This is a genomic window from Nocardia sp. Root136, assembly GCF_001427185.1.
GTDB classification, from domain to species: Bacteria; Actinomycetota; Actinomycetes; order Mycobacteriales; family Mycobacteriaceae; genus Nocardia; species Nocardia salmonicida.
Genome location: NZ_LMFE01000001.1, coordinates 1,723,187 through 1,747,614 on the forward strand (window position 1 = coordinate 1,723,187; position 24,428 = coordinate 1,747,614).

The 24,428-nt window shown below is 68.6% G+C and carries 15 protein-coding genes; 10 read left to right on the plus strand and 5 right to left on the minus strand.

Annotated features, from left to right (window positions below; genetic code table 11):
* Nucleotides 1-4: 4 nt before the first annotated feature.
* Nucleotides 5-1,720 carry an aldehyde dehydrogenase family protein gene (locus tag ASD42_RS08070; RefSeq protein ID WP_056812193.1) on the minus strand — a complete coding sequence of 572 codons (1,716 nt, stop codon included), beginning with the start codon at nt 1,718-1,720 and terminating at the stop codon, nt 5-7.
* A gap of 288 nt (nt 1,721-2,008) precedes the next feature.
* Between ASD42_RS08070 and ASD42_RS08075 the strand changes: the two genes are divergently transcribed.
* The 6 genes from ASD42_RS08075 (at nt 2,009) to ASD42_RS08100 (ending at nt 10,722) form a co-directional block, all read left to right on the plus strand.
* Nucleotides 2,009-3,199, plus strand: a complete 1,191-nt coding sequence (locus ASD42_RS08075; RefSeq protein ID WP_084787038.1) for a PucR family transcriptional regulator — start codon at nt 2,009-2,011, stop codon at nt 3,197-3,199.
* A gap of 93 nt (nt 3,200-3,292) precedes the next feature.
* A complete protein-coding gene (locus ASD42_RS08080) occupies nt 3,293-3,874 on the plus strand; it encodes a dihydrofolate reductase family protein (RefSeq protein ID WP_056812196.1) in 582 nt (193 codons plus the stop codon).
* A 45-nt stretch (nt 3,875-3,919) separates the two neighbouring features.
* Entirely contained in the window at nt 3,920-4,405 is a 486-nt protein-coding gene (locus ASD42_RS08085) for an Lrp/AsnC family transcriptional regulator (RefSeq protein ID WP_056812198.1), read from the plus strand.
* Nucleotides 4,406-4,561: 156 nt separating this feature from the next.
* A complete protein-coding gene (locus ASD42_RS08090) occupies nt 4,562-8,035 on the plus strand; it encodes an indolepyruvate ferredoxin oxidoreductase family protein (RefSeq protein ID WP_056815765.1) in 3,474 nt (1,157 codons plus the stop codon).
* A gap of 114 nt (nt 8,036-8,149) precedes the next feature.
* Nucleotides 8,150-9,232 carry a Glu/Leu/Phe/Val dehydrogenase dimerization domain-containing protein gene (locus tag ASD42_RS08095; protein WP_056812200.1) on the plus strand — a complete coding sequence of 361 codons (1,083 nt, stop codon included), beginning with the start codon at nt 8,150-8,152 and terminating at the stop codon, nt 9,230-9,232.
* The gene (locus ASD42_RS08100) at nt 9,229-10,722 is read left to right on the plus strand and encodes an APC family permease (RefSeq protein ID WP_056812203.1); all 1,494 of its coding nucleotides are present in this window, start codon (nt 9,229-9,231) and stop codon (nt 10,720-10,722) included. The genes ASD42_RS08095 and ASD42_RS08100 overlap by 4 nt, the downstream gene beginning before the upstream one ends.
* A gap of 77 nt (nt 10,723-10,799) precedes the next feature.
* Here the strand turns inward: ASD42_RS08100 and ASD42_RS08105 are convergent, their stop codons facing one another.
* Nucleotides 10,800-11,471, minus strand: coding sequence for a TetR/AcrR family transcriptional regulator (locus ASD42_RS08105; protein ID WP_084787039.1), 672 nt, complete (start codon nt 11,469-11,471; stop codon nt 10,800-10,802).
* Between the two features lie 85 nt (nt 11,472-11,556).
* Between ASD42_RS08105 and ASD42_RS08110 the strand changes: the two genes are divergently transcribed.
* Nucleotides 11,557-12,369, plus strand: coding sequence for a thioesterase family protein (locus tag ASD42_RS08110; protein ID WP_056812210.1), 813 nt, complete (start codon nt 11,557-11,559; stop codon nt 12,367-12,369).
* 8 nt (nt 12,370-12,377) lie between these two features.
* Here the strand turns inward: ASD42_RS08110 and ASD42_RS08115 are convergent, their stop codons facing one another.
* On the minus strand, nt 12,378-13,118 hold the full coding sequence (locus ASD42_RS08115) for an IclR family transcriptional regulator (protein WP_056812213.1): 741 nt from the start codon (nt 13,116-13,118) through the stop codon (nt 12,378-12,380).
* The gene (locus tag ASD42_RS08120; protein ID WP_056815768.1) at nt 13,115-14,608 is read right to left on the minus strand and encodes an APC family permease; all 1,494 of its coding nucleotides are present in this window, start codon (nt 14,606-14,608) and stop codon (nt 13,115-13,117) included. Before ASD42_RS08120 ends, ASD42_RS08115 begins: the two co-directional genes overlap by 4 nt.
* 235 nt (nt 14,609-14,843) lie before the next feature.
* Between ASD42_RS08120 and ASD42_RS08125 the strand changes: the two genes are divergently transcribed.
* The 3 genes from ASD42_RS08125 to ASD42_RS08135 all read left to right on the plus strand — a co-directional run bounded on the left by ASD42_RS08125 (nt 14,844) and on the right by ASD42_RS08135 (nt 18,080).
* Entirely contained in the window at nt 14,844-16,409 is a 1,566-nt protein-coding gene (locus ASD42_RS08125) for a flavin monoamine oxidase family protein (protein WP_056812216.1), read from the plus strand.
* Nucleotides 16,410-16,438: 29 nt separating this feature from the next.
* Nucleotides 16,439-17,083, plus strand: coding sequence for a Rid family hydrolase (locus ASD42_RS08130; RefSeq protein ID WP_056812218.1), 645 nt, complete (start codon nt 16,439-16,441; stop codon nt 17,081-17,083).
* Nucleotides 17,084-17,228: 145 nt separating this feature from the next.
* Entirely contained in the window at nt 17,229-18,080 is an 852-nt protein-coding gene (locus ASD42_RS08135) for a 3-hydroxybutyryl-CoA dehydrogenase (RefSeq protein ID WP_056812222.1), read from the plus strand.
* 63 nt (nt 18,081-18,143) lie between these two features.
* On the opposite strand, the gene ASD42_RS08140 is transcribed toward ASD42_RS08135, so the two are convergent.
* The gene (locus tag ASD42_RS08140) at nt 18,144-24,296 is read right to left on the minus strand and encodes a non-ribosomal peptide synthetase (RefSeq protein WP_084787041.1); all 6,153 of its coding nucleotides are present in this window, start codon (nt 24,294-24,296) and stop codon (nt 18,144-18,146) included.
* Nucleotides 24,297-24,428 lie beyond the last annotated feature (132 nt).

The window sequence follows — 24,428 nt, forward strand, 5'->3', positions numbered from 1 at the left end:
GGGCTCAGCCGCGCAGGGCGGAAGCGAAGATCTGGGGCAGGCGCAGCCAGCCGGGGTCGGCGCCGAACCCGGCGAGCAATCTGCCCGTACTCGCGGCGGTCTTGTTGCCCACGAACCACGGCGGCTTCGGCGAGATCGCGAGTTCGCCGCGCAGCAGCGACCGCGGCGCGGGACGGAACGGGCCGCGCACGACGGTGCGTTCCACCCGGTCGATCAACCACGCGTTGTGGACGACGCCGATGCCGCTCTGCACGTCGTCGACGGTGTGGCCGGGGAAGGCGCCCCACGACGCGGTCGGCGTCAGGTAGCCGACGCCGGTCCACGCGTTGATCGCCACCGTGCCGTAGCGCAGATCCTCGATCATTTCGTCGAAGGCCGTACCGAGCTCGGAGATCGTGGCGGGCGCGGCGATCACGTTGACGCCGAGCGTGCCGACGAAGGCCTCGTTCGCGGCGCGAGCCGCCGCGTAGGTGAATTCCGCTCCGGTTCCGGGCAATTCGACTACGCCGAGCACCGGCGCGAAGTATTCCTCGGCCAGCAGCGGCTCGACCGGCGACGGCGCCACCCCGGTGACCAGCAGCCGCTCACCGCTCGGTCCGAGCCGCTCGGCCCCGGGATAGGACTCGAAGGCCCGCGCCACGCGATCGTCGCTGCCCGGGTAGTACGCGCGACGGGCGGGCGCCTTCGCGAGCGCGTCGCGCAGCGCGGCGAGGAACTGGTCCTTCTGCGCCCAATCGGCGGAGATGATCAGCGCCTGGGCGGCGACGCAGTTGTAGCCGCCGTTGTGCAGGCGCTGGGTGGCGACGTGCTCGGCCTGGTAGCCGATATCGGCCGCGTTCCAGTCGCCCGGCAGCACGATCGTCGGCGACACGCCGCCGAGCTCGCTGGTGACCGGCTTGGTGAGCTTCGGCGTGCCCGCCAGCTTCCGCTCGGCCGCCTCGGCATCGGCGCCCCAGACGATCGCGTCGTGGGTGCGCGCGCTGCCGGTCATGTGCACGTGGTCGACGAGATCGTTGTCGACCAGATAGCCGCCCACCTCGGCGCCACCGGTGAGCAGCCGCACCGCGCCGAGCTCGATCAGCGGGGCCAGGATCTTGGTGAACACCGGCAGCATCGGATCGGTGATCGGATTGAGCTTGAGCGCGACCACCCGGTTGTGCGCGATGAGCTCGTAGAGGACGTCCAACGGCGCGATCGAGGTGATGTTGCCCGCGCCGAGCACCGCTCCGATCCCCTGCGTTCGGCTCGGATCCAATTGGGCCAGACCGGCATTCGCCTTCGCGGCGGCACTGCTGACGCCGCGCTGCAACCACACCTCGGCGCTGAAACCGTTGAGCAGCAGCGCGTCGAACGGGCTCGCGGGCAGCACATCGACGGTGGTCCGGTCGCCCGCGCTACCGAAAGAGGCGTTGTGGAGCGGACTTTCGCCGCGGGCGAGGACGTCGAGCGTCTTCGCCAGCGCGCCGAGTGCGGCGGCCATCACATACGGTCCCGAGATCCACTCCTCACCGACCAACGGCGAGGAAGCGTCGAGCCCCTTGATGCCGACGGCGGCGTCGACCCACTCCTGACCGTGCCGCCCGGTGAGCTCACGCACCCGATCCAGCAGTGCGCGCCTGCCGGGCAGCGAGGTGGCCGCCCACTTCTTCTCGCCTTCGGCGAGTTCGGACAACGCGATATCCACCGCGGCACGGGCGGACTCTGCCTTCTTGGTGACCACTGACGATCCTCCACAACTGTTCGGTACGGTCCACGGCGCAGCGGACGAGATGGATCAATTCTCTCGCCGCCGACCCGGCGCGCACCATGTGCGCTCGTTGCGGATCGACCCCCACCTCAGTTGTGTGCGGGCACAACGACGACGTGATGCGGGTCATGTCGAGATCCGCGCGCTCTGGCCATCGATCCCGAGTACGGCCGATGTCGACTCCGCTGGTCGATTCACTTGATGTGCCCGTGCACAAATCTATGGTGGCGTGGATCATGTCGTGTCACCTAACATCGAGGGGTGACCGCACCACTGCCGACCACCGCCACGTCGACCTTCGAGCCGGCCGCACAGCTGCTCGACTCGGTCGAGCAGCTGGCCGAGGAGTTGGTGAGTCGCATCGCCGCCGCGGACCGTTCCTATGCCGATCCGGGGCTGCTCACGGCCGAGGAACTCCAGCAGGCATGCCTGGACAACCTCACGGCGATCATCACCACCCTGTCCGGAGCCGAGCCGACGCGGCTGCACACCGCGCGCGCGGTCGGACGACTCAAGGCCGAGCGTGGAGTCCCGATCGCCGCGCTGCTGCACGCCTTCCGGCTCGGCGGCCGATTGCTCTGGGAGGAACTCACGGCCCGGTCCACCGGTCCGGGCGATCCGCGCCTGCACGACCTCGCCACCGCACTGTGGGAACTGATCGACTCGTTCTCCGACGCGGCGGTCGAGGCCTACCGCGAGACCGAGATCATGCTCGCGCATGTCGACGCGCAATCCCAGAACCGTTTGGTACGTACGCTTTTCGACGACCACTCCGACAATCCCGCGCACACCTTGACCGCGCTGCGCACCTTGGGCCTGTCCGAGAGCGGCACGTTCGCTGTCGTGTCGATAGAGACCACCGACCCCGGCGCCACCCTCCCCGGCAGCCTGGTCGGTGCGTTGCGAGATATCGGCGCCAGATCCGTGTGGGATTCGCAGATCGACTCACACACCGGGCTGCTGTCCTCGGCGACGCCCGCCGCGGTCGAACGGGCCGCCATCGCATTGGCCGAGCTCGTCGACGGGCGGACCGGCCTCAGCGCCCCCTTCACCAGCCCGACCTTCATTCCCGGCGCACTGACCGAGGCACGCCTCGCCGCCCGCAGCGCGCGACCCGGCGCGCACACCGTCGTCCGGTTCGGCAGCGAGCCCGTGGCCCACCTGCTCGTCACGGTGCCCGAGGCGAGTCGGCGTGCCACGACCCAGATCCTCGGGCCCGTACTTCGACTGCCCGCAGCCGAACGCGACGATCTGATCGGGGCGCTCGATGCCTGGTATCACTGCCGCGGATCGACCGCCGCCGCCGCCGAACAGCTGCACTGTCACCGCAATACGGTGCGCTACCGCCTGCGCAAGATCCGCGACCTCACCGGCCGCGACACCGCCGACCCGGTGCAGTCGGCGGAGCTGCATCTGGCGCTGCAAGCGGTCACCCTCCTCGGGCCGTCGTAACCCGATCGGCCGGGGAACGCGGCATCGGGCGATGAGTTTGCCCGGGTGAGCTCGTCTGCATCGATACAACCCGCAGACGATCAGGAGAACCCGATGGCGACCACTTACACCTTCGATGTCTTTTCCAGCCTCGACGGCTTCGGCAGCTACAACGGTAATGGTGACTGGGGTGGGTACTGGGGCAAGCAAGGCCCCGGATTGCTCGAACACCGCCTCGCCCAGTTCGAGGTGGAGCAGCGAATGATCTTCGGGCCCAACACCTATCGGGCGTTCGCGGACATGCTGGCCGCGGGCGACGTGGACGAGGTGCGCGACCCCTGGGTCACCCGGATGCGCGATCTCCCGGCGACGGTGGTGTCGAACACCCTCGAGGGGCCGCTCGACTGGCCGGACGGAACCCTCGTGCGCGGTGACGCGGTCGATGTCGTCGCCCGGCTCAAGGAGGAGTCCGCGGTGCCGTTGCGCTCCCACGGCAGTGTGTCGATGAACCGGGCGCTGATGGCCGCGGGACTCGTAGACCGAGTCCAGGTGACGCTGTTCCCGGTGATCACCGGACAGACCGGTGACGACCCGATCTTCCGGGGCGCGGCCGACTTCGACCTCGAACTGCTCGAGCACCGCACGCTCGACGGCGACATCCAGGAACTCGTCTACCGACCGACCCTGCACGGCTGAGTCCGGTGTGAAGTCAGCCGGTTCGCGGCGTGTCAGAATGCGCCCATGACCATCAAGTTCGACGCACTCGATGCCGCGTTGCTGGCCGAACTGGCCCGTGATCCGCGGGCGCCGATCCTCGAGCTGGCGCAACGGCTCGGGGTCGCCCGCAATACCGTGCAGGCGCGGATGCGCAGGCTCGAGGCCTCGGGCGCCGTGCGGGGGTATCCGCCCGATATCGATGTGCAGGCGATCGGGTTCGCGGTGCACGCGTTCCTCGGCATCGAACTCGACCAGAACAAGATGGATCCGATCATCGAGACGTTGCGCGGGTTCCCGCACGTACTCGAGGTGCATGCCACCACCGGCCGCGCCGATCTGCTGGTCCGCATCGCCGCACGATCCCAGCAGGACCTGCTGGAGATCATCCAGCGGGTCCACGCCATCGAGGGCGTGAAACACACCGAGACGATGCTCGCGCTGGCCACCCCGATCGGGTACCGGAGCCTGCCCCTGGTCGAGCATCTGACGAACACCCGCGATGTGACCTAGGTCTCGCGACTCGAGCAGATTGACGCATTCGAGTCAGTGGCGCAGATCACTTTTGAGCAGTCTGATCAACTTTTCGGCCGACTGTTGACACAGATCACCCATCACCGGCACATTTCGCTGCACCGATAGCAAGTTCCTTCGCGCAGTGAGGTGATCATGACCAGCGTCGTCTGTTCCACCGCCCGACCGCTGGCCGACCCGGCCGCACCCTACGACCTCGCCGATCGCTACCGCTCCGGCGCGGGCCCGGTGCTGCTGACCGGGGTCCAGGCCATCGCCCGGCTGATGGTGGAACAGCACGTGCGCGATATCCGTGCCGGTCGCCGCGTCGCCACATTCGTCTCCGGCTACCAGGGCAGCCCGCTGGGCGGGGTGGACAAGATGCTGCTCGGCATGCCGGAGGTGCTCACCGAGCACGACATCACCTTCGTTCCCGGGTTCAACGAGGAGCTGGCGGCCACCTCGGTCTGGGGTAGCCAGGCCGAGCTGCCCGCCGGACGGCCGACCCACGACGGCGTGGTCGGCGTCTGGTACGGCAAGGGCCCCGGCGTCGACCGCGCGACCGACGCCATCCGGCACGCCAACATGTATGGGGTGAACCCGCGCGGCGGCGTGCTGCTGCTGGTGGGCGACGATCCGGCCTCGAAGTCGTCGACCGTGCCCGCGGTGAGCGAACGCTCGCTGGCCGCCATGGGCGTTCCGGTGCTGTTCCCGCGCAATGCCGAGGAGATCATCACCCTGGGCATGCAGGGCATCGCGCTGTCGCGGGCGTCGGGCTGTGTGGTGGCGCTGAAGATCGTCGCCGATGTCGCCGACGGCGCCTGGACGGTCGACGCGGGCGTGGCCGATCTGGCCGTGACGGTGCCCGAAGTGCAGTGGGAGGGAAAGCCTTTCGTCTACCGGCAGCGGCCGATGGCGGCGCCGACCGACAGCGTGCTCGCCGAGGCGGACCTGTACGGACCGCGCTGGGCCACGGTGCACGCCTACGGCGCGGCCAACGCCCTCGACGTGATCGAGGTGGACCCGGCCGAGGCGAAGGTGGGGATCGCGGCCACCGGCACCACCTTCGATGCCGTCCGCCAGGCACTGTTGGATCTGGGTGTCGACGAGGCAACCATGCACCAGGCCGGAATCCGGTTGTTGCGCATCGGCATGCCGTATCCGCTCGGCTCGGCCGCACTCACCGAGTTCGCCCGCGGGTTGGAGCAACTGATCGTCGTCGAGGACAAGACCGCGTTCATCGAAACCCAGGTCCGCGAGATCCTCTACGGCACCACGGACGCGCCGCGGGTACTCGGCAAGCAGGACGAGCGCGGCGCGCGACTGATGCCGGTCGACGGCGAACTCACCGCCGGACGTCTGCTCGCCCCGCTGCGCCGGGTGCTGCGCGGGCGGGTCGAACTGAAAAGGGCAGCGCCACCGGCACTTCCGCTCGAAGTCCTCTCCGCCAAGCGGACCCCCTACTTCTGCAGCGGGTGCCCGCACAACCGCTCCACCGCCCTGCCCGACGGCTCGATCGGCGGCGGCGGCATCGGCTGCCACACGCTGGTCACCATGTCCGGGCGCACCGACAGCGCGGTCACCGGGCTGACCCAGATGGGCGGTGAGGGCAGCCAGTGGATCGGGCAGGCGCCGTTCACCGACGTCCCGCATCTGTTCCAGAACATCGGCGACGGCACCTTCTTCCATTCCGGCCAGCTGGCCGTGCAGGCATGCGTGGCGGCCAAGGTGAACATCACCTACAAGCTGCTCTGGAACGAGGTCGTCGCGATGACCGGCGCCCAGGACGTGGAGGGCGGGATCACCGTCGCCCAGCTCACCCACAAGCTCACCACCGAGGGCGTCGGACAGATCATCATCTGCGCCGATGATCCCAAGCGCCACCACAAGCGGGCACTGGCCAAGGGCACGCTGCTGTGGCATCGCGACCGGCTCGACGAGGCGCAGCGGATGCTGCGTGAGATCGAGGGCGTCACCGTGCTGATCTACGACCAGCACTGCGCCGCCGACGCCCGCAGGCAGCGCAAGCGCGGAACGCTGCCGGTCCGCAACACCCGGGTGGTCATCAACGAGGCCGTCTGTGAGGGCTGCGGCGACTGCGGCGCCAAGTCGAACTGCCTGTCCGTGCAGCCGGTCGAGACGGAATTCGGGCGCAAGACCCGCATCGACCAGACCTCGTGCAACACCGATTACAGCTGCCTGGACGGCGATTGCCCGTCGTTCGTGACGGTGGAAGTGGTTCCGGACAAGGGGAAAGCCGAGCGGCGCAAGACCATCGAGCCGCCCGCGGTGACCGATCCGGCCGTGGACGCACCGCAACGCACCCAGAACGTACTGATCGCCGGCATCGGCGGCACCGGCATCGTGACGGTGAACCAGGTGCTGGCCACCGCCGCCCTGCGCGCCGGCTACGAGGTGGAGAGCCTGGACCAGATCGGCCTGAGCCAGAAGGCCGGTCCGGTGCTGTCGCACCTGCGTTTCTCCGCAACGGAATTGGAGCCCGCCAACCGGCTCACCCCGGGCAGCGCGGACTGTCTGCTCGCCGTCGACCTGCTGACCGCCACCGACCCCCGCTACCTCCAGTACGGCGATGCGGCGAGCACGGTGGCGGTCGCGTCGACGAGCCAGACCCCGACCGGTGAGATGGTCTTCGACAAGTCGGTGACCTACCCCGCGACGGACACGCTGCTGGATCGGCTTGCCACGGCAACGAATTCGATCAGTCACTTCGACGCGCTCGCGGCGGCGCTGACCCTGTTCGGGAATACAGCGGCGGCGAACTTCCTCATCGTCGGCGCGGCCGTGCAGACCGGCGGGCTGCGACTGCCCGTCGCGGCGATCGAGGAAGCCATCGGGATCAACGGTGTCGCGGTGAACGCCACCATCGCGGCGTTCCGGTGGGGGCGGGTCGCCGTCGCCGATCCGGCGGCCTTCGCGGCGGCGGTCGCAACAGGTCGGCCGCGGCGCACCCAGCCGGTGGCGCCCGCGGAGTTGCTGGCACACACCAGCTTCGAGGGCGAGGTGCGCCGGCTCGCGGAACTGCGAGCAGCGCAGCTGATCGGCTACCAGAACGCGAAGGTGGCGCGCCGCTACCTCGAGACGGTCGAATCAGTCTGGGCGGCAGAACGTTTTGTCACCGAGCGCACCGAGTTCAGTGAGGCGGTCGCACGCGGGCTGTTCAAGTTCACGGCGTACAAGGACGAGTACGAGGTGGCCCGACTGCTCGTGGACCCGGACTTCCTCGCCGACGTGCAAGCCCAGGTGCCGGGTGGCGAGAAGCTCACCTACAAGCTGCACCCGCCGATGCTGCGCGCACTGGGTCGGGACAAGAAGATCGGACTCACGCCGAAGTCGCATGTGGCGCTGAAGGTTCTGGCCAAGGGGAAGTTCCTGCGCGGCACCTTGCTCGACCCCTTCGGCTACGCCCACGTCCGCAAGGTCGAACGCGAACTGCTGGCCCACTACACCGACATGGTGCGACGACTGGCTGATGGCCTGACCACCGAGAACTACGACACAGCCACCGCAGCAGCCGCACTGACCGATGTAGTGCGCGGTTACGAGGACATCAAACTCGGCAACGTCGAGCTGTACCGCGCCGGACTGCGCGATCTCGGCATCGAGGACTGAAGCCCTCCGGCACCTGCCGCGCACCCACACCGCCGCATACCCGCGGCACCACCACAACACCGTCGCACGCCGGGCACGACCCTTGCTGCGCGGTAACAAGAAAGGAAATCGACAGTGACCGTTGTGCACACCGAGGCAGGAGTCTTCGGCCGATCGCACGAGCTCAGTGCCCGCGCCCACGAGCAGGTCGTGTTCTGCGAGGACGACAGGTCCGGGCTGAAGGCGATCATCGCCATCCACTCGACCGCGCTCGGCCCCGCCCTCGGCGGTACCCGCTTCTACCCCTACGCCGACGAATCCGCCGCGTTGCAGGACGTGCTGCGACTGTCGTGGGGCATGACCTACAAGGCCGCGGCGGCGGGGGTGGATCTCGGTGGCGGCAAAGCGGTGATCATCGGCGATCCGGCCACCATGAAGAGCGAGGACCTGCTCGCCGCCTACGGGCGCTTCGTCGAAACCCTCGGTGGGCGCTACATCACCGCCGGTGACGTGGGCACCGACACCGACGATCTCGACGTCATCGGCAGGCACACCCGCCATGTCACCGGCCGCAGCGTCGGCGCGGGCGGCAGCGGTGACAGCGCCCGACTGACCGCGCTCGGCGTGTTCCACGCGATGCGGTCCGGTGCCGAATTCGTTTGGGGTGCACCCACACTGGCCGGTCGCACGGTCGGCGTCGAGGGCGTCGGCAAGGTCGGCCGCGAGCTCACGGCCCTGCTGCTCGCCGACGGCGCCGAGGTCTGCGTGACCGATGTGAACGAGGCGGCGCTGGCGCGCATCACCGACGAACTGCCCGCCGTGCGGCTGCTGTCGGCGGTGTCCACCGCACCGGTCGACGTGTACGCACCGTGCGCCATGGGCGCCACCCTCACCGCGGCCAGCGCCGCGACGATCGAGGCGAAGCTGATCTGCGGCGCGGCCAACAACCAACTCGCGACCCCCGAAGTCGAGCGGGCGCTCACCGAGCGCGGCATCATCTGGGTGCCCGATTTCGTCGCCAATGCCGGTGGCCTCATCCAGGTGGCCGGTGAACTGCGCGCCGCCTCGCCCGCCGAGGTCGAAGCCGAGGTCGCCGACATCTACCCGCGTTGCCGCGAGATCATCGCCGCCGCCGTCACCGAGGGAATCGGGACCGGCGCCGCCGCCAACCGCTTCGCCGAGCGCCGTCTCGATGCCATTCCGAGGTCGCTGCGATGATGTCGAAGAGCGGACTGTTCCGCACCAAGTCCGTCGAACAGTCGATCCGCGACACCGACGATCCGGATGCCAAGCTGCGTAAGGATCTGACGGCCAAGGACCTGACGATCTTCGGTGTAGCGGTGGTGATCGGCGCGGGCATCTTCACCCTCACCGCGCGCACCGCGGGCACGGTGGCGGGACCCGCGGTCTCGCTGGCCTTCGTCTTCGCCGCGATCGCCTGCGGGCTCACGGCCCTGTGTTACGCGGAGTTCGCCTCGACCGTGCCGGTGGCGGGCAGCGCGTACACCTTCGCCTACGCCACCTTCGGTGAGGTGATCGCCTGGATCATCGGCTGGGATCTGATCCTGGAGTTCGCGCTCGCGGTGTCGGTGGTCGCCAAGGGCTGGTCGCAATACCTCGGCGAAGTGCTCGGGTCGTCGGCGCCGGTGGTCCACCTCGGATCGGTGACCTTCGACTGGGGCGCGGTGCTGATCATCGCGGTGGTCGGCGTGCTGCTGGCGACCGGGACCAAGTTGTCGTCGCGGGTCTCGGCCGTCGCCGTCGCGATCAAACTGGGTGTGATCGCGCTGGTGCTGGTCGTCGGCGCGACCTACTTCAAGCCGTCGAACCTGACGCCCTACATCCCGCCCGCGCAACCGTCGGAGAAGGCCGAGGGTATGCACCAGTCGCTGTTCGCCTTCCTCACCGGATCCGGTGGCACCAGCTACGGCTGGTACGGACTGCTCGCCGCGGCCAGCCTGGTGTTCTTCGCCTTCATCGGCTTCGACGTGGTGGCCACCACCGCCGAGGAGACGCGCAACCCACAGCGCGACATCCCGCGCGGCATCCTGGCGTCGCTGGCGATCGTGACGGTGCTCTACATCGCGGTCTCGGTGGTCCTCACCGGCATGGTGTCCTACACCGAACTCGCCGACGGCAACGCCACGCTCGCCACCGCCTTCGCCATCCAGGGCGCGACCTGGGTGAAGAACATCATCGCCATCGGCGCGCTGGCCGGGCTGTCGACCGTGGTGATGGTGATGTTCCTCGGGCAGACCCGGGTGTTGTTCGCCATGGCCCGTGACGGTCTGCTGCCCCGAGGTCTGGCCAAGACCGGCAAGAAGGGCACGCCGGTTCGGCTGACCGTGCTCGTCGGTGTGGTGTGCGCGCTGCTGGCCGGCTTCGTCGAGTTCGGCACGCTGGAGGAAATGGTCAATATCGGCACGTTGGTCGCCTTCGTGCTGGTGTCGATCGGGGTGCTGGTGCTGCGCCGGACCCGTCCGGATCTGCCGCGCGGATTCCGCGTCCCGTTCGTACCGGTGGTTCCCATCCTGGGCGCCCTGGCCTGCCTGTGGCTGATGGTCAACCTCTCGATCGAGACCTGGCTGCGCTTCGTGATCTGGATGGCACTCGGTGTCATCGTCTACTTCGCGTACGGTCGCAGGCACTCGATCCTCGGACGCGGACAACCAGAATCCGCGGAGCCGGAGTTGACGCCGGTCAGATAACCGAAACCGCTGCACGCTCGTCGGGGTCGGCGCTCCCACCGGATCGCCGACCCCCGAGCGTTCCGGAAACCGTTCGGTCAGAACGCGTTCCGGGCATCGCTGTCGACCCGAGGGCTGAAGGATTCGCGGCCCGCGATCGACGCGACATCACCGACGGTTGTCGCGACCGTGGTGCACCGCACCAGCATCTCGGGGATGCTCACCTCATCGATATGGCGTTGGTACCAGCTCACCAGTGCCGACAGGATCCCCAGCCACACGTCGGCGAGGATCTCGCGGTCGGTCGGATCCACCGGGCCCCGAGGACCGAGCAACGCCAAGGTTCCGTCCATCGCGAGTGCGCGGATCGACGCGCGGTAGGTCAGCGCTGCCCGCCCGCCGGCCGTGGTCTCCAGCACCGTCGTGTCGTGGAGCAGTTCCCAGTCGTATCGCCGGTCACGCAGTGATTCGAAGATGCACCGGAGGGTGTCGGAAGCCATGTATTCGGCCGGACTGGTGGCGAGCACTCCGGTGATCGCGGTGACCAGCACCTCACCAGCCTCCTGCACGCACCGCAGATGCAGGGCGTCCTTGCTGCCGAACAAGCTCAAGATCAGCGCCTTGGAAATGTCGGTCTCCGCGGCGACAGCCTCCAATGACGTTCGCCGATATCCGTCGGTGCCGAAACGGAGCGTGGCAGCGGCCAGTATTCGTCGCTCCCGTTCCTGACGCGGCACCCCTTTGGTCCCCGATCCGGTTGCCTGACGCACCGCCCCAGCTTACAGTCGAGTCACCGATATGACCGCGTGGTCATATCGGTGGCGAGAACGAGAATTGATCGAAAGGCGCAACCCGGTGACGTATACGGCGCAACCGCGACCCAGTTATTTCGAACGGGTCGGTGCGCACAGCTTCGTGCCGACGGTTCACGCCAGAGGGGCCTGGGCTGTCGATGAGCAGCACTTCAGCCCGCTCGGCGGGCTGCTGGTCCACGAGATCGAACGAGCGCGAGCCGACGAAGGACGAGCCGAGCTACTGATCAGCCGCTTGAGTTTCGATATCCTCGGACGAAACACGTTCGAGCAGTTCGATATTCACGTCGAAACCATCCGTCCGGGTCGAACGATCGAACTCGTCGAGGCGACGGTCACCATCGCGGGCAGTGTCACTGTGTCGGCGCGCGCCTGGCTGATGACGGCCGAGGACACCTGCGCCGTCGCGGGCGGAGAGCCGGACCGACTCCCCGCGCCGGAATCGCTGTCGCCGTGGCCGCTCGGTTCCGTGTGGCCCGGCGGATACGTCGCTTCACTCGAGACTCGGCCGGTCGGTATCCCCCAGCCCGGACGCACCACGGCGTGGCTGTCCACACCTCTCGATCTGGTCGCGGGCGAAAAGGCAAGCGCCCTGGCGTCGTATGTAGCCCTGGTCGACACGGCCAACGGCATCGCGGTCCGCCAAGAACCCACCAAATGGATGTTCCCCAACCTGGATCTGACCATTCACCTCTACCGGCAACCCGAGGCGGGGTGGACGGGCCTCGACACCACTGTCACCTTCGGCCACACCGGCCAAGGCATCACGAGCACCGTCTTGCACGACATTCGCGGTCCCGTCGGGCGCGCCGAGCAGATCCTCACCGTTCGACCACAGCCGGACAGCGAGAAATAGCGCCGCTGTCACAGCGTCAGCTGGTCAGCGGAGGACGTGAGCAGGTCGATGAGGTCGCGGTCGTGCACGGGCAGACGGCCGGTCTTGCCGATCGCGGCCAGGGCGCCGGTGATGGTGCCGTCGGCGGTGCGGATCGGAACGGCGACGGCGCTGCGGCCGAGGCGGCATTCGTTCACCTCGACAGCGACGGCGTTCACGGCGACTCGGCGAAGTTCGGCGGCGAGGTCGGCAGCTTCGGTGATGGTGAAGGTGGTGACCTTGCGCAGGGTTGCCTCGGCAGCGAATTCGGGGTGCCGCACCATCAGTATCTTGCCGATCGCGGAGGCGTGCGGATAGTTGACCAGCACCTTCTCCCCGCTCAGCTCGTGGTCGGGGTCCTTGTCGATCATCCTGATCCGGCCGCAGGCGAAGGAGGCGAGATGGATGCCGAAGCGCAGCTGGGCACGTAGTTCGCCGAGGATGCGGGAATTGCCTGAGGCAGGCTCCGGCGCGGCCGCCCCGGCGAGTTCGCGGGTACGGCGGCCGAGGGCGAAGCCGGACAGGTCCTCGATCCGCACCAGATAGCCGTCGGCGACAAGGAGATTCAGGAGGCGGTACGCGGTCGCGGGGGCGATGCCGGTCTGCGCGGCGATGTCTTTCGCGGTGGCGCCCGAGCCGAGTTGCGCCACCGCTTCGAGCAGGGCCAGTGCCTTCTGGACAGCCCTCGGCTCGTGCCCGGTCGGGCCGTCGCGGCGGGTCGTCGTTGTCACTGTTGGCCGCGGTCCGCCCCCACCAGCGCCATCGCGCCGCGGGCGTTGACGGCGAACACCCCGGCACCGGGCAGCACGTCAGCGGATTCGGGACTGTCGAAAACACCGATGGCCGTGAGCGTTCGGGGACGGGCGTCGCGCAGATACCGGTACCAGGCGGCACCGACCACCAGCACCGCGAGCACGGTCGTGGGCGCGACCACCACACCGTCGCTCGCATCCGACACCGTCAGACAGACCAGCACCGCGGCGAGTACGCCACTGCCGATCCACCCGGCGAAACGGTCGGCCCGGCTCAGCTCGTGAATACGGCCGAGGAACAGCACAGCGCCCACCGCGACGAGGATGTAGGACAGCGCCAGCGCCGTGCGCATGACGGTCTTGGCCACGGCGGGCACACCGTCGAGCGCGACGAAGCCCGAACCGACCGTCGCTACGATTCCGATGATCACCACCAACGCCACGTGCGGGGTCCGCAATCGAGTCCCGACCCGGCTGAAAAGCCGTGGCAACACACCTTCCACACTCATCGAATACACCAGTCGCGACGCCGCGTTGGACGAAGCCATCGACGATCCGAGCCACGAGCACGTCAGCCCCGCGTCGAGCAAGATCACCACGAGCAGACTCGACCCACTGGCCGTCCCGTGCAGATACGCGTTGACCACCGCTCCCGCATGCCCGGACCAGGCCGCCCACGACGCGAAGATGAACAGTGCCCCGCACAGGACCGGGGTGAGCAGCACGGTGCGGGTAACGGTGACCAGCGGACGTCGCGTCTCCGGTGCGAAGAAGGTGGCGCTCTCGAAGCCCGCGAGCGCGAACAGCGCCGACATGGCGATCGCCAGCACCGCGGGAACATTCGGTGCGGTCGGCGTGATCGCGACGGCGGGCCCCGATACCAGCATGAGGCCGATGATGAAGGCCAGCGAACACGCCTCGACCGCCAGAATCGCGATCGCGGCGAACCGCACGCCGCGCACGAGCACCGCCCCGACCAGCACCGCGATGCCGAGGTAGACCGCCCCGATCTGCCAGCCGCGTAGCGTGATTCCCAGTTGCGCCGCCAACGCGAGCGCGGTCTGCGACCCGTGATACATCGTCAAAGACGCACTGCCCAGATACTTCACGAGCATTCCGACACCACACGTCAGCGCCGCACGCGGTCCCGCGCCATGGCTGACGAAGGTATACAGGCCGCCCGCCGCGGACAGCCGCCGGGTGAACTGTGCGACGCAGAACGCGATCAGGGTGACGACCAGAGTGGCCACGATGATCGTCACCACCCCGGGCAGCAGCGTGTCGTGGGTGAGCATGGTGACCGGCAACAGCACCATCGACGCGGCGGGCGCGGTGGTGGCCACCGACTGACCGAGCAGCGCCACCCCGGACAGTTGCCTGCGCCCGAGCGCGCGCAACGGCGACACGGCAGGTCGCTCGGGCTCCCCCGCCGCGAACGACCGCGCGACCGCGTCGGCCAATGCCGTCACCACACACCTCCCAGTTGCCGGTGCGGGCGAGGTTAACCAGAGCTGGTTTCGGGGGTATTGCGGGCGCGAGTCAAGCGATGGACACCGAGCGAGAAAGTGCCGACGGCGATCTCACTCACCGATCGGTGAACGTTTTCCACGGCGTAGCGGCCACGACCCACCCTCGACGGACGCTGTCGCAGAACGGATATCGCGGCGGACGGAGCTTCCCATGGCAGTCACCAGAAGATCATTCATGCAGAGTCTCGGCATCACCGGTGGTGCCGGTCTCGCCTACGGCGCGATGTCGACCCTCGGCCTCGCGCCCGCGACGGCGCAGGTGTCGTTCCGCTCGCCCGCCATGGGCGACCTCATCGGCAAGGCCGACGGTGGCGCGAAGGTGGCGATCCTCGGCGGCGGGCCCTCGGGGTTGTGCGCGGCCTACGAACTGGGCAAAGCCGGTTACGACGTGACCGTGCTCGAAGCCAGGAAGCGCGCGGGCGGGCGGGTGTGGTCGGTGCGCAACGGCACCACCGAAACCGATCTCAACGGCGAAACCCAGAGTTGCACCTTCGCCGAAGGGCACTACTTCAACCTGGGCGCCACGCGAATCCCGCAGAGCCACATCACCCTCGACTACTGTCGCGAACTCGGTGTCGAGATCCAGCCGTTCGGCAATCAGAACGCCAACACCCTCGTGAATTACCAGAGCGGCACCTCGATCTCCGGTCAGTCGGTGCAATACCGCGCGGCCAAAGCGGATATGTACGGCTACATGTCCGAACTGCTGCAAAAGGCCGCGTCGCGTGGCGCACTCGACGATGTACTCTCCGGCGCCGACAAGGAGGCGCTGTCCTCGTTCCTGCGCGATTTCGGTGACCTCTCCAGTGACGGCCGCTATCTCGGCTCGACCCGGCGCGGCTACACCTCCGAGCCCGGTGCGGGCCTGAACTTCGGCGAACAGCCGGCGCCGTTCCCCCTGTCGGACACGATCCGCAGCGGCCTCGGCCGCAATTTCAGCTTCGAATTCGGCTACGACCAGGCCATGATGATGATGACTCCGGTCGGCGGCATGGACCGCATCTACGCCGCCTTCCAGCGCGAAATCGGTAAGGAGCGCATCCATTTCGGCGCCGAGGTGTCGGCGATGAAGAACACCCCCGACGGTGTGCGGATCGAATACACCCAGGACGGCACGAACAAGTCCCTCGATGCCGACTACTGCATCTGCACGCTGCCGCCCAATCTCGTCGGTCGCCTCGCCAACAACCTGCCCGCTGACGTACTCACCGCGCTGAAGGCCGCGATCCCGGTGTCCTCCGGCAAGCTCGGCATCGAATACTCGCGCCGCTGGTGGGAGCTCGACGACCGGATCTACGGCGGCTCCAGCAACACCGACAAAGACATCGCACAGATCATGTTCCCGTACGACCACTACAACGGCGACCGTGGCGTGGTGGTCGGCTACTACAACACCGGCAAACGCCATCAAGGGTTCGAATCACTCACGCACCGGCAACGTTTGGCGAAAGCCGTCGACGAAGGCGCGGCGATCCACGGCGACAGGTACCGCAGCGACATCGCCTCGTCGTTCTCCGGCAGCTGGCGACGAACGAAGTACTCCGAGGGCGCGTGGGTCGGCTGGTCGGGCAGCGGTTCCCACGGCGGCGAGGCCACCGCCGAGTACACGAAACTCCTTGCCCCCGTGGAGCGCATCTACTTCGCCGGCGACCACCTGTCCAATGCGATCGCCTGGCAGCACGGCGCCTTCACCTCCGCCCGCGATGTGGTGACCGCGCTGCATGCTCGCGTCGCCGCCTGAATCTCTCACCCCGACAAGGAGTATCGACCATGAAGACGACGATCACCCTGGCCGTGACAACCCTCGCAGCGCTCGCCCTCACGTCCTGTTCGGCCGATCCGGTCGAGTCGAAGCCGACCGGCGCGCCGAGTACGTCGGTTCTCGAAGTGGGACAGGCGAATCCGATGATCGCCCAGGGCGTGACGATCGCCGCCGACGCCGCCGTCTACAAGACCAGCGGCCTTGGCCCCACCGCCACCAACAAAGCCGCCCCCACCGGCAGCCCCGAATCCTTCATCGACACCCAGCAGTTCGCCGACGCGAAGCTGCCCGCCGGTGTCACCGTCACCGAAGCACAGGGCATGTCGGTGCTGGCCAGAATCCGGGAGAACCTCGAAGCGCAGGGCCTGACGCTGGACAACGTGATCAGCATGCGCGTGTTCCTCGACAACGCCCCCGGCACCGACCGCGCCGACTACGCCGGCTGGAACCGCGCCTACCGGCAGTTCTTCGCCAATACGAATCTCACCACCGGCGACACCGAGCTGGTCCCCCTCGGCACCGCGGCACCGGCCGCGCCCCTGGTCCGCAACGCGGCACGGCCGAGCCGCTTCGCCCTTGAAGTAGCGAGTCTGCCGGTGGCGGGATGGCTGGTCGAAGTCGAAGTCGACGCGGTGTACCCAACGAGTAAGTGAATCGGCTCGCCTGACGAATTCCCTGTTCAGGGGCATGTCCGGCCCGTGCGATAGCTCACGTTCCGGCAGCCTGTGGCACTGAGTGCCAGCCCGGGTGAAATAATCCCCGGGACAACCAGGGCAATGCGATGTTGGGAGTTCGGCAATGGAGTTGATCGGTGTAATCGGCGGCGGCACGATGGGTGCGGGTATCGCGGAGGTGTGCGCCAAGGCGGGCAGCTCGGTGCTCGTGCTCGAGACGAAGCCGGAGTTCGCCGAGGCGGCGCAGAACCGGATCGCCACCTCGATCGCCCGCGGCGTCGCCAAGGGCAAGATCACCCAGGACGAGGCCGACGCCGTGCTCGCGCGGGTGCGCGTGACCCTGGACATGGACGAGTTCGCCGATCGCGACCTGGTGATCGAGGCGGCGCCGGAGATCGAGGCGCTCAAGTACGAGATCTTCGGCAAGCTGGACAAGATCGTCAAGCCCGAGGGCATCCTGGCCACCAACACCTCCTCGATCCCCGTGATCAAGGTGGCGGGCGCGACCGAGCGGCCCGAGCGGGTCGTCGGTGTGCACTTCTTCAACCCCGTGCCGGTGATGCCGCTGGTCGAGATCATCTCGACCCTGGTGACCGCGCCGGAAGCGGCCGCGGCCGTCACCGACTACGTGAAGAACACCCTCGGCAAGATGGCCGTGCAGGCCGGTGACCGCTCCGGGTTCATCGTCAACGCGCTGCTCATCCCCTACCTCTGTTCCGCGATTCGGATGCTCGAGTCGGGCTACGCCACCGCCGAGGACATCGACGCGGCGATGAAGGGCGGCTGTGGCTACCCGATGGGCCCGCTGACGCTGCTCGACACCGTCGGCCTCGACATCGCCCTCGCGGCGTCGGAGTCGCTGTACGCGGAGTTCGCCGAGCCGCACTACGCGCCGCCGGCACTGCTGCGCCGGATGGTGGACGCGGGCCGACTGGGCCGCAAGACCGGGCGTGGGTTCTACGACTACGCGAAGTGATCCGCTGTCCCGCAGGAGCTCGTGCTCCTGCGGGACGCCTCCGCCACAGCAGTGGTCCTGGATTCAGGCCCGCGCCAGGTTCTCGGCATCGGGCGCGGGGAAGAAGCCGATGTCGATGTAGTGGTCGAAGTAGCGGGCGATGACCTCGGCGTCGACCGCGGGGAACTCGATCGGCAGGCCGCGGAAGGGCTCGACCGGGGCCGATTCCACCTCACTCAGCACCGCCACCGGGTTCGCCTTGGCGAGAGCGGCCGCGTAGTTGCCGCTCAGCGCGGAGGCCCGAGCCAGGATGGGGTCCGCGTCGGGGCGTTCGGCGGCAGTGGAGAGCTGCAGGCCGAATTCCATCGGGTCGATGAAGTCGAAACGGTAACCGCGGCTGCGGATTTCCTCGTAGACGACCTGCAGCGGCACCTGCGCACCAGCGGCCCGGAAGATATTGCCGATGGCCGCCGCCTGGCGGGATCGGCTGACGATCCCCGCCGCGACATGGTCGACCGGGGCCATCTCGATGGCGATCGCGCGCACATCGACAGCCACCCCGAGCACCAGCATGGACCGCAACATCGTCCACCAGGCGTCTTCGGAAGGGGCCACGCCCGTGCGGGAGTCGCCGGTGATCAGGCCGGGGCGGTAGACGGCGATGGGAACGCCGCGCTCGATCGCGGTGTGCACCAGCTGCTCGGCGACCCACTTGGTCATCGCGTAACCGGGCAGACCGGCGGGCACACCGTTGGCCTGCGGGACCCCCGCCAGCACCGACAGGGTCGACACATAGTGGATCGGCTTGACCCGGGTGGTGGTGGCCAGGCGCAACACCTCGGTGGTGCCGCCGACATTGGCCGCCCGCATCCGCGCATACGGTTCGAGGTGGTTCACCAGCGCGCCGTTGTGATAGATCGCGTCGGCCCTCGCCGCGAGCTCGGCGAAACGCAGCGGGTCCATGCCGAGGTTCGGTTGCGCGAGATCGCCGGGTACGCCGACGATTCGGTCGACGTAGGGCGTCAGGTCGATGCGGTACTTCGCGGCGGTCGAGACGATGCGATCCACCGCGCCCGCGTCATCGGTGGCGCGGACCAGGCAGTGGATGGTCGCGGAGGTCTGCTCCAGGAGTTCCCGCAGCAGGAAGCTGCCGAGGAATCCGGTGGCGCCGGTGAGCAGCAGCGTGGCCGGTGCGCCGATGCGCTGCGGTGCGCAGCCGGTGAGGTCGATCGACGGGTCGAGAATCGCGTCGACGGCCGGATCCGGCCCGGCGGCCGAGGCCGAGGACTCGTCGCGCAGGGCCAGTGCCAGGTCGCTGACCAGCGGATAGCTGAACAGCAGGCGCAGCGGCACCTCGATGCCCAGTTGCTCGGCGAGGGTGGCGCGCACCCGGATCGCCGCGAGGGAGGTGCCGCCGAGCACGAAGAAGTCGTCGTCGCGGCCGACCCGTTCGAGGTCGAGAACCTCGGCGATCGCCGTCGCGACGATCTGCTCGTCGGCGGTGGCAGGCGCCTGGTATTCGCGGATCTCCACGGTGGGCGCGGGCAGCGCCTTGCGGTCGAGCTTGCCGGTGGCACCGAGCGGGAACTCGTCGAGCACCAGCAGGCGGTGCGGAATCATGTACGGGGGCAGCAGGGTTCGGATGGTGGCCAGCACCTCGGCGGTGTCCACCGCGGCATCGAGGGGCGTCACGTAGCCGACCAGCTGCTCGTGGTGCACCGCGACCGCCGCACCCGCGACCGCCGGATGCGTGCGCAGCGCCGCCTCGATCTCACCGGGTTCGATGCGCAGGCCGTGCAATTTGAGCTGAACGTCGGTGCGGCCCAGGTAGGTCAGGTCACCGGACGGCAGCCTGCGCACCAGATCGCCGGTGCGGTACATGCGTTCGCCGACCGGACCGTACGGGTCGGCGACGAATCGTTCCATCGTCTTGTCGGGGCTGCCGAGGTAGCCGCGGGCCAGTTGCGCACCGGCAAGATACAGCTCGCCGGGCGTGCCGACGGGCACCGGCCGCAGCCGCGCGTCGAGTACGTAGGCGCGAGAGTTCCAGTGCGGCAGGCCGATCGGAACGATGCCGTCGCCCACCTCGGTCACGTCGGCGCCGGTGATCGACACGGTGGCCTCGGTGGGACCGTACAGGTTGTGCAGACGGCCCGCGGTGACGGTGGTGAAGCGTTCGATGGTGGCGTTCGGCAGTGCTTCACCGCCGACCCATACCGCGCGCACCGACCGCAGCGCGCCGGTCGGCGCGGAATCCAGGAGCATCTGGAGCACCGAGGGCACGATCGTGGTGCCGGTAACACGGTGGCGGGCAATGAGTTCGGCGAGATAGGCCGGATCGGTGAGCCCGTGTGAGGCGGCCACGATCATGTGCGCGCCCGCGCGCAACGGGGTGGCGAAACCGATCATCGAGGCGTCGAAGGTGAACGGAATCGACTGCAGGACAGTGTCGGACTCCCCCACGCCGTACTCGCCGACCATGAACGCGGCCTGGTTGACGATCGCCGAATGCGGTACGCTGACGCCCTTGGGCTTGCCCGTCGAGCCGGACGTGAAGATCACATACGCCAGGTCGAGGGTGCGCAGCGGGCGCAGGCGGTCGGCATCGGTCAGCCAGGTGTCGGAGAAGGCCGACAGCGCGACCCGGTCCACCGACACGACCGGCAGGCCGTCGGCTTCGATCGCGTCGGCGGTGGTGGTCAGCAGGCACACCGGCTGCGCGGCGGCGAGGATATCGGCGCGACGTTCGGCGGGTGAATCGGGATCGAGCGGCACGTAGGCGCCACCGGCCGCGAAGACCGCGTACATGGCCACGACGAGCTCGATCGACGGCCGAATCGCCACGCCCACAGTGCTTCCGGGACCCACGCCGTCGGCGACGAGCAGCCGGGCCAGTCGGTTGACGCGACGGGCCAGCTCGCCGTAGCTCAGCGTGACCTCGCCGAAGGTGACCGCGGGCGCGTCCGGACGATGCTGTGCACGGGCCCGGAATTCGTCGAGCAACGTCGAGTCCGCGACGGGGCGGAGTTCGCCCGAGGGCTCGGTCAGCTCGGCGGCCGTCAGCAGCGGCAGGTCGCCGACGGGCCGGTGCGGAGCGGCGACGGCCGCGGCGAGCAGCCCGGCCAGGCGGGTGCCGAGCGTCTCCATGGTCGAGGCGTCGAACAGGTCGGTGGCGTAGCGCCAGGAGCAGCGCAGACCGGCGGGTCCGTCGCTGTCCTCGAGCGGAACGACGGTGAGCTGCAGGTCCACCGGCGCGGCTTCCTCACCCAGATCGACCGCCGACACCGTCAACTCGGGCAGCTCGAGGCGGGTGGCGCCGAAGTTCTGGAACGACAGCGCCACCTGGTACAGCGGGTGGTGGGCCTGGGTGCGCGGCGGATCCAGTTCGGCGACAAGCCGTTCGAAGGGCACATCGGCGTGGGCGAAGGCGGCCAAGTCGATATCGCGGACCCGATCGAGCAGGGCCGCGAAGGATTCGGCGGCGTCGATACGGGTGCGCAGGACGACGGTGTTGACGAACATGCCGACGAGATCGTCGAGCTCGGGTTCACCACGGCCCGCGACGGGAGCGCCGACGGTGACGTCATCGGTCCCGGCGACCCGCGCCAGCAGCACCGACAGCGCGGCACGCACCACCATGAACAGCGAGGCGTTGTGTTCGCGCGCAAGGGTTTCCAGTGCGGTATGCACCTGCGCGGAAACAGCGAAGTCCTGTGCGGCACCGCGGGTGCCCGCGACCGGTGGACGCGGGCGGTCGGTGGGCAGCTCGAGCAGAGCGGGGGCACCGGCGAGCGCCGTGCGCCAGAACCCGAGCTGCGCGGCCAGCAGTGAGCTGGAATCGTCTGCCGCGCCGAGCATTTCCTGCTGCCAGAGCGTGTAGTCGGCGTACTGCACGGGTAACGGCTCCCAGCCCGGCGCGACGCCGCCGGCACGGGCGGCATAGGCGGTCATCAGGTCGCGCGTCAGCGGGCCGAGCGAGAAGCCGTCGGTGGCGATGTGGTGCACCACGACGGCCAGCACGTGGTCGGTCGCGGAGAGCTGGAACACGGCCGCGCGCACGGGAACTCGACGGCACACATCGAACCCACCGAAGGTCAGCCGGGCCAGTTCGCTCGGCAGGTCGGATTCCGCGATCGGGTCGACCAGCACGTCGAGACCTGCCTGGGCCAGGGGCAGCACCTGCTGGAAGCCCGCGCCCTCGTGCTCGGGGTACACCGTGCGCAGCACCTCGTGCCGTTCGAGCACGTCGTCGAGCGCGGCGGTGAGCGCGGCGGTGTCGAGTCGGCCGGACAGGCGAAGCGCGACCGGGATGTTGTAGGCGCTGGATTCGGGATCCAGTCGCGCCAGGAACCACATGCGCTGCTGGGCGAGCGACAGCGGGACGTGCGCTCCGCGGTCACGCCGGGTCAGCGGCACGCGTACCGACGCGTCACCGACCAGCGCGTCGAGCGCGGTCGCCAGCTCGGCCACCGTGCCGTGTTCGAAAACGGTGCGGGCCGGGACTCGCACACCGACCGCGGCACCGAGACGACCAGCCAGCTGGGTGGCGAGCAGTGAATTGCCACCGAGGGCGAAGAAATCGTCGCCGCGCCCGATCGGGTCCGCGCCGAGCAGCTCGGCGAAGACTTCCGCCACCGTGAGTTCGGTGGCGCCGCGTGGCGCGACGAACTCGCGCGCGACAAGTTCCGGCGCGGGCAGTGCCCGGTGATCGAGTTTGCCGACCGGCGTCAGCGGAACCTCGTCGAGCACCACGATCGCGGCGGGCACCGCGTGCTGGGGCAGGTGCTGCTCGGCCAACCTGGTCAGCGCCGCCGTGTCGATGGTGGCGCCCGCGGCCGCGACGAGATAGGAGACGAGCGCGCTCTCCCCGCTGGGCAGCGTGCGGATGAGGGTGGCGCAGAAGCGCACCGTGTCGTCGGCGGCGAACAACGCGTCGATCTCGCCGAGTTCGATGCGGAAGCCTCGCAGTTTCACCTGCGCGTCGGTGCGACCGAGGAATTTCAGGCCGACCCCGCCGGGCACCGGAACCCATTGCACCAGGTCGCCGGTGCGATAGAGCCTGCCGCGACCGAGCGGGTCGGCCACGAACCGGCTCGCGGTGAGCCCGGCCCGGTCGTGATAGCCGCGGGCCAGACCTTCGCCCGCGAGGTAGAGCTCACCGGGCACACGGTCCGGAACCGGACGCAATCGGCCGTCGAGGACCAGTGCCGTCATTCCCGGGATCGTGTCGCCCATGGTGATCACGTCGTCGGCGGTCAGTCGATCGCTCATCGCGCAGACGATGGTGGTCTCGGTCGGGCCGTACACATTGAAGAACGCGCGGCCCGGCGCCCACTGTGCGATCAACTCGGGCGGATACGCCTCGCCGCCGACGGCGAGCGCGGTCAGTTCCGGCAGCGCCGCCGCGTCGAGCCCGGCCAGGGCCGCGGGGGTGATGAAGGCATGGGTCACGCGTTCGGCGCGCAGTAGTTCGGTCAGTTCGTCGCCGCCGTAGACATCGGGCGGTGCGATCACCATCGTCGCGCTCGCCCCGATCGCCAGGAGCATCTCCAACATGCTGGCGTCGAAGCTGGGCGAGGCGAAGTGCAGGGTGCGCGAGTCGCCGGTGATACCGAAGCGGCGGACCTGCTCGGCGCACAGCCCGGCCAGACCGGTGTGGGTGACCGCGACGCCCTTGGGGACGCCGGTCGAGCCGGAGGTGTAGATGATGTAGGCGAGATCGTCCGGGGAGAGCCTGCGCAGGCGTTCGCCCGCGCTCACCGGTTGGTCCGACATCGCGGCCGACTCGGCGTGGAACTCGTCGGAATCGATGGAGAGCCACTGGATTCCCGCGTCGAGACGTGCCGCGTCCGCCGCCTTCGCCAGCCCGAACCCGGCACCGGAATCAGTGAGCATGTGGGCAACTCGTTCGGCCGGGTACCGCGGATCGACCGGCACGAAGGTGGCCCCGGTCTTGGCCGCCGCCCACACCGCGACCACGGACTCGATCGAGCGGGTCAGCGCGAGGACGAAGCGGTCGCCGGGCCCGAGGCCGCGCGCGATCAGCACCCTGGCCAGGCGCGAGGACCACTGGTCGAGTTCGGTGTAGGTGAGGGTCTGCCCGTCGAACCGCAGCGCGGGCGCTTCCGGGGCTCGCTCGACGGCGGCCAGCAGCAGCCGCGGCAGCGTGGACGACACCGGCGCACGGCGAACCCGGCGCGTGGCTCGTCGGCGGACGCCAGGAGCTTGCTCAGTCACCGGAAACGCTTCCCTTCACCATGGATCAAGCATGCGATCGCGCATCTCTCACGTCGCCTGGATTTTCGGCTACACGGGGGTATCGGAAAAATCCTGCGTGACGGTACCGCAAATATCTCATCAATTTTGACG

What these genes read in the sequence shown, in the direction of transcription:
- ASD42_RS08100 (WP_056812203.1), top strand. Translation starts at nt 9,229, where the DNA reads ATGATGTCGAAGAGCGGACTGTTCCGCACCAAGTCCGTCGAACAGTCG.
- ASD42_RS08135 (WP_056812222.1), top strand. Translation starts at nt 17,229, where the DNA reads ATGGAGTTGATCGGTGTAATCGGCGGCGGCACGATGGGTGCGGGTATC.
- ASD42_RS08080 (WP_056812196.1), top strand. Translation starts at nt 3,293, where the DNA reads ATGGCGACCACTTACACCTTCGATGTCTTTTCCAGCCTCGACGGCTTC.
- ASD42_RS08125 (WP_056812216.1), top strand. Translation starts at nt 14,844, where the DNA reads ATGCAGAGTCTCGGCATCACCGGTGGTGCCGGTCTCGCCTACGGCGCG.
- ASD42_RS08085 (WP_056812198.1), top strand. Translation starts at nt 3,920, where the DNA reads ATGACCATCAAGTTCGACGCACTCGATGCCGCGTTGCTGGCCGAACTG.
- ASD42_RS08090 (WP_056815765.1), top strand. Translation starts at nt 4,562, where the DNA reads ATGACCAGCGTCGTCTGTTCCACCGCCCGACCGCTGGCCGACCCGGCC.
- ASD42_RS08130 (WP_056812218.1), top strand. Translation starts at nt 16,439, where the DNA reads ATGAAGACGACGATCACCCTGGCCGTGACAACCCTCGCAGCGCTCGCC.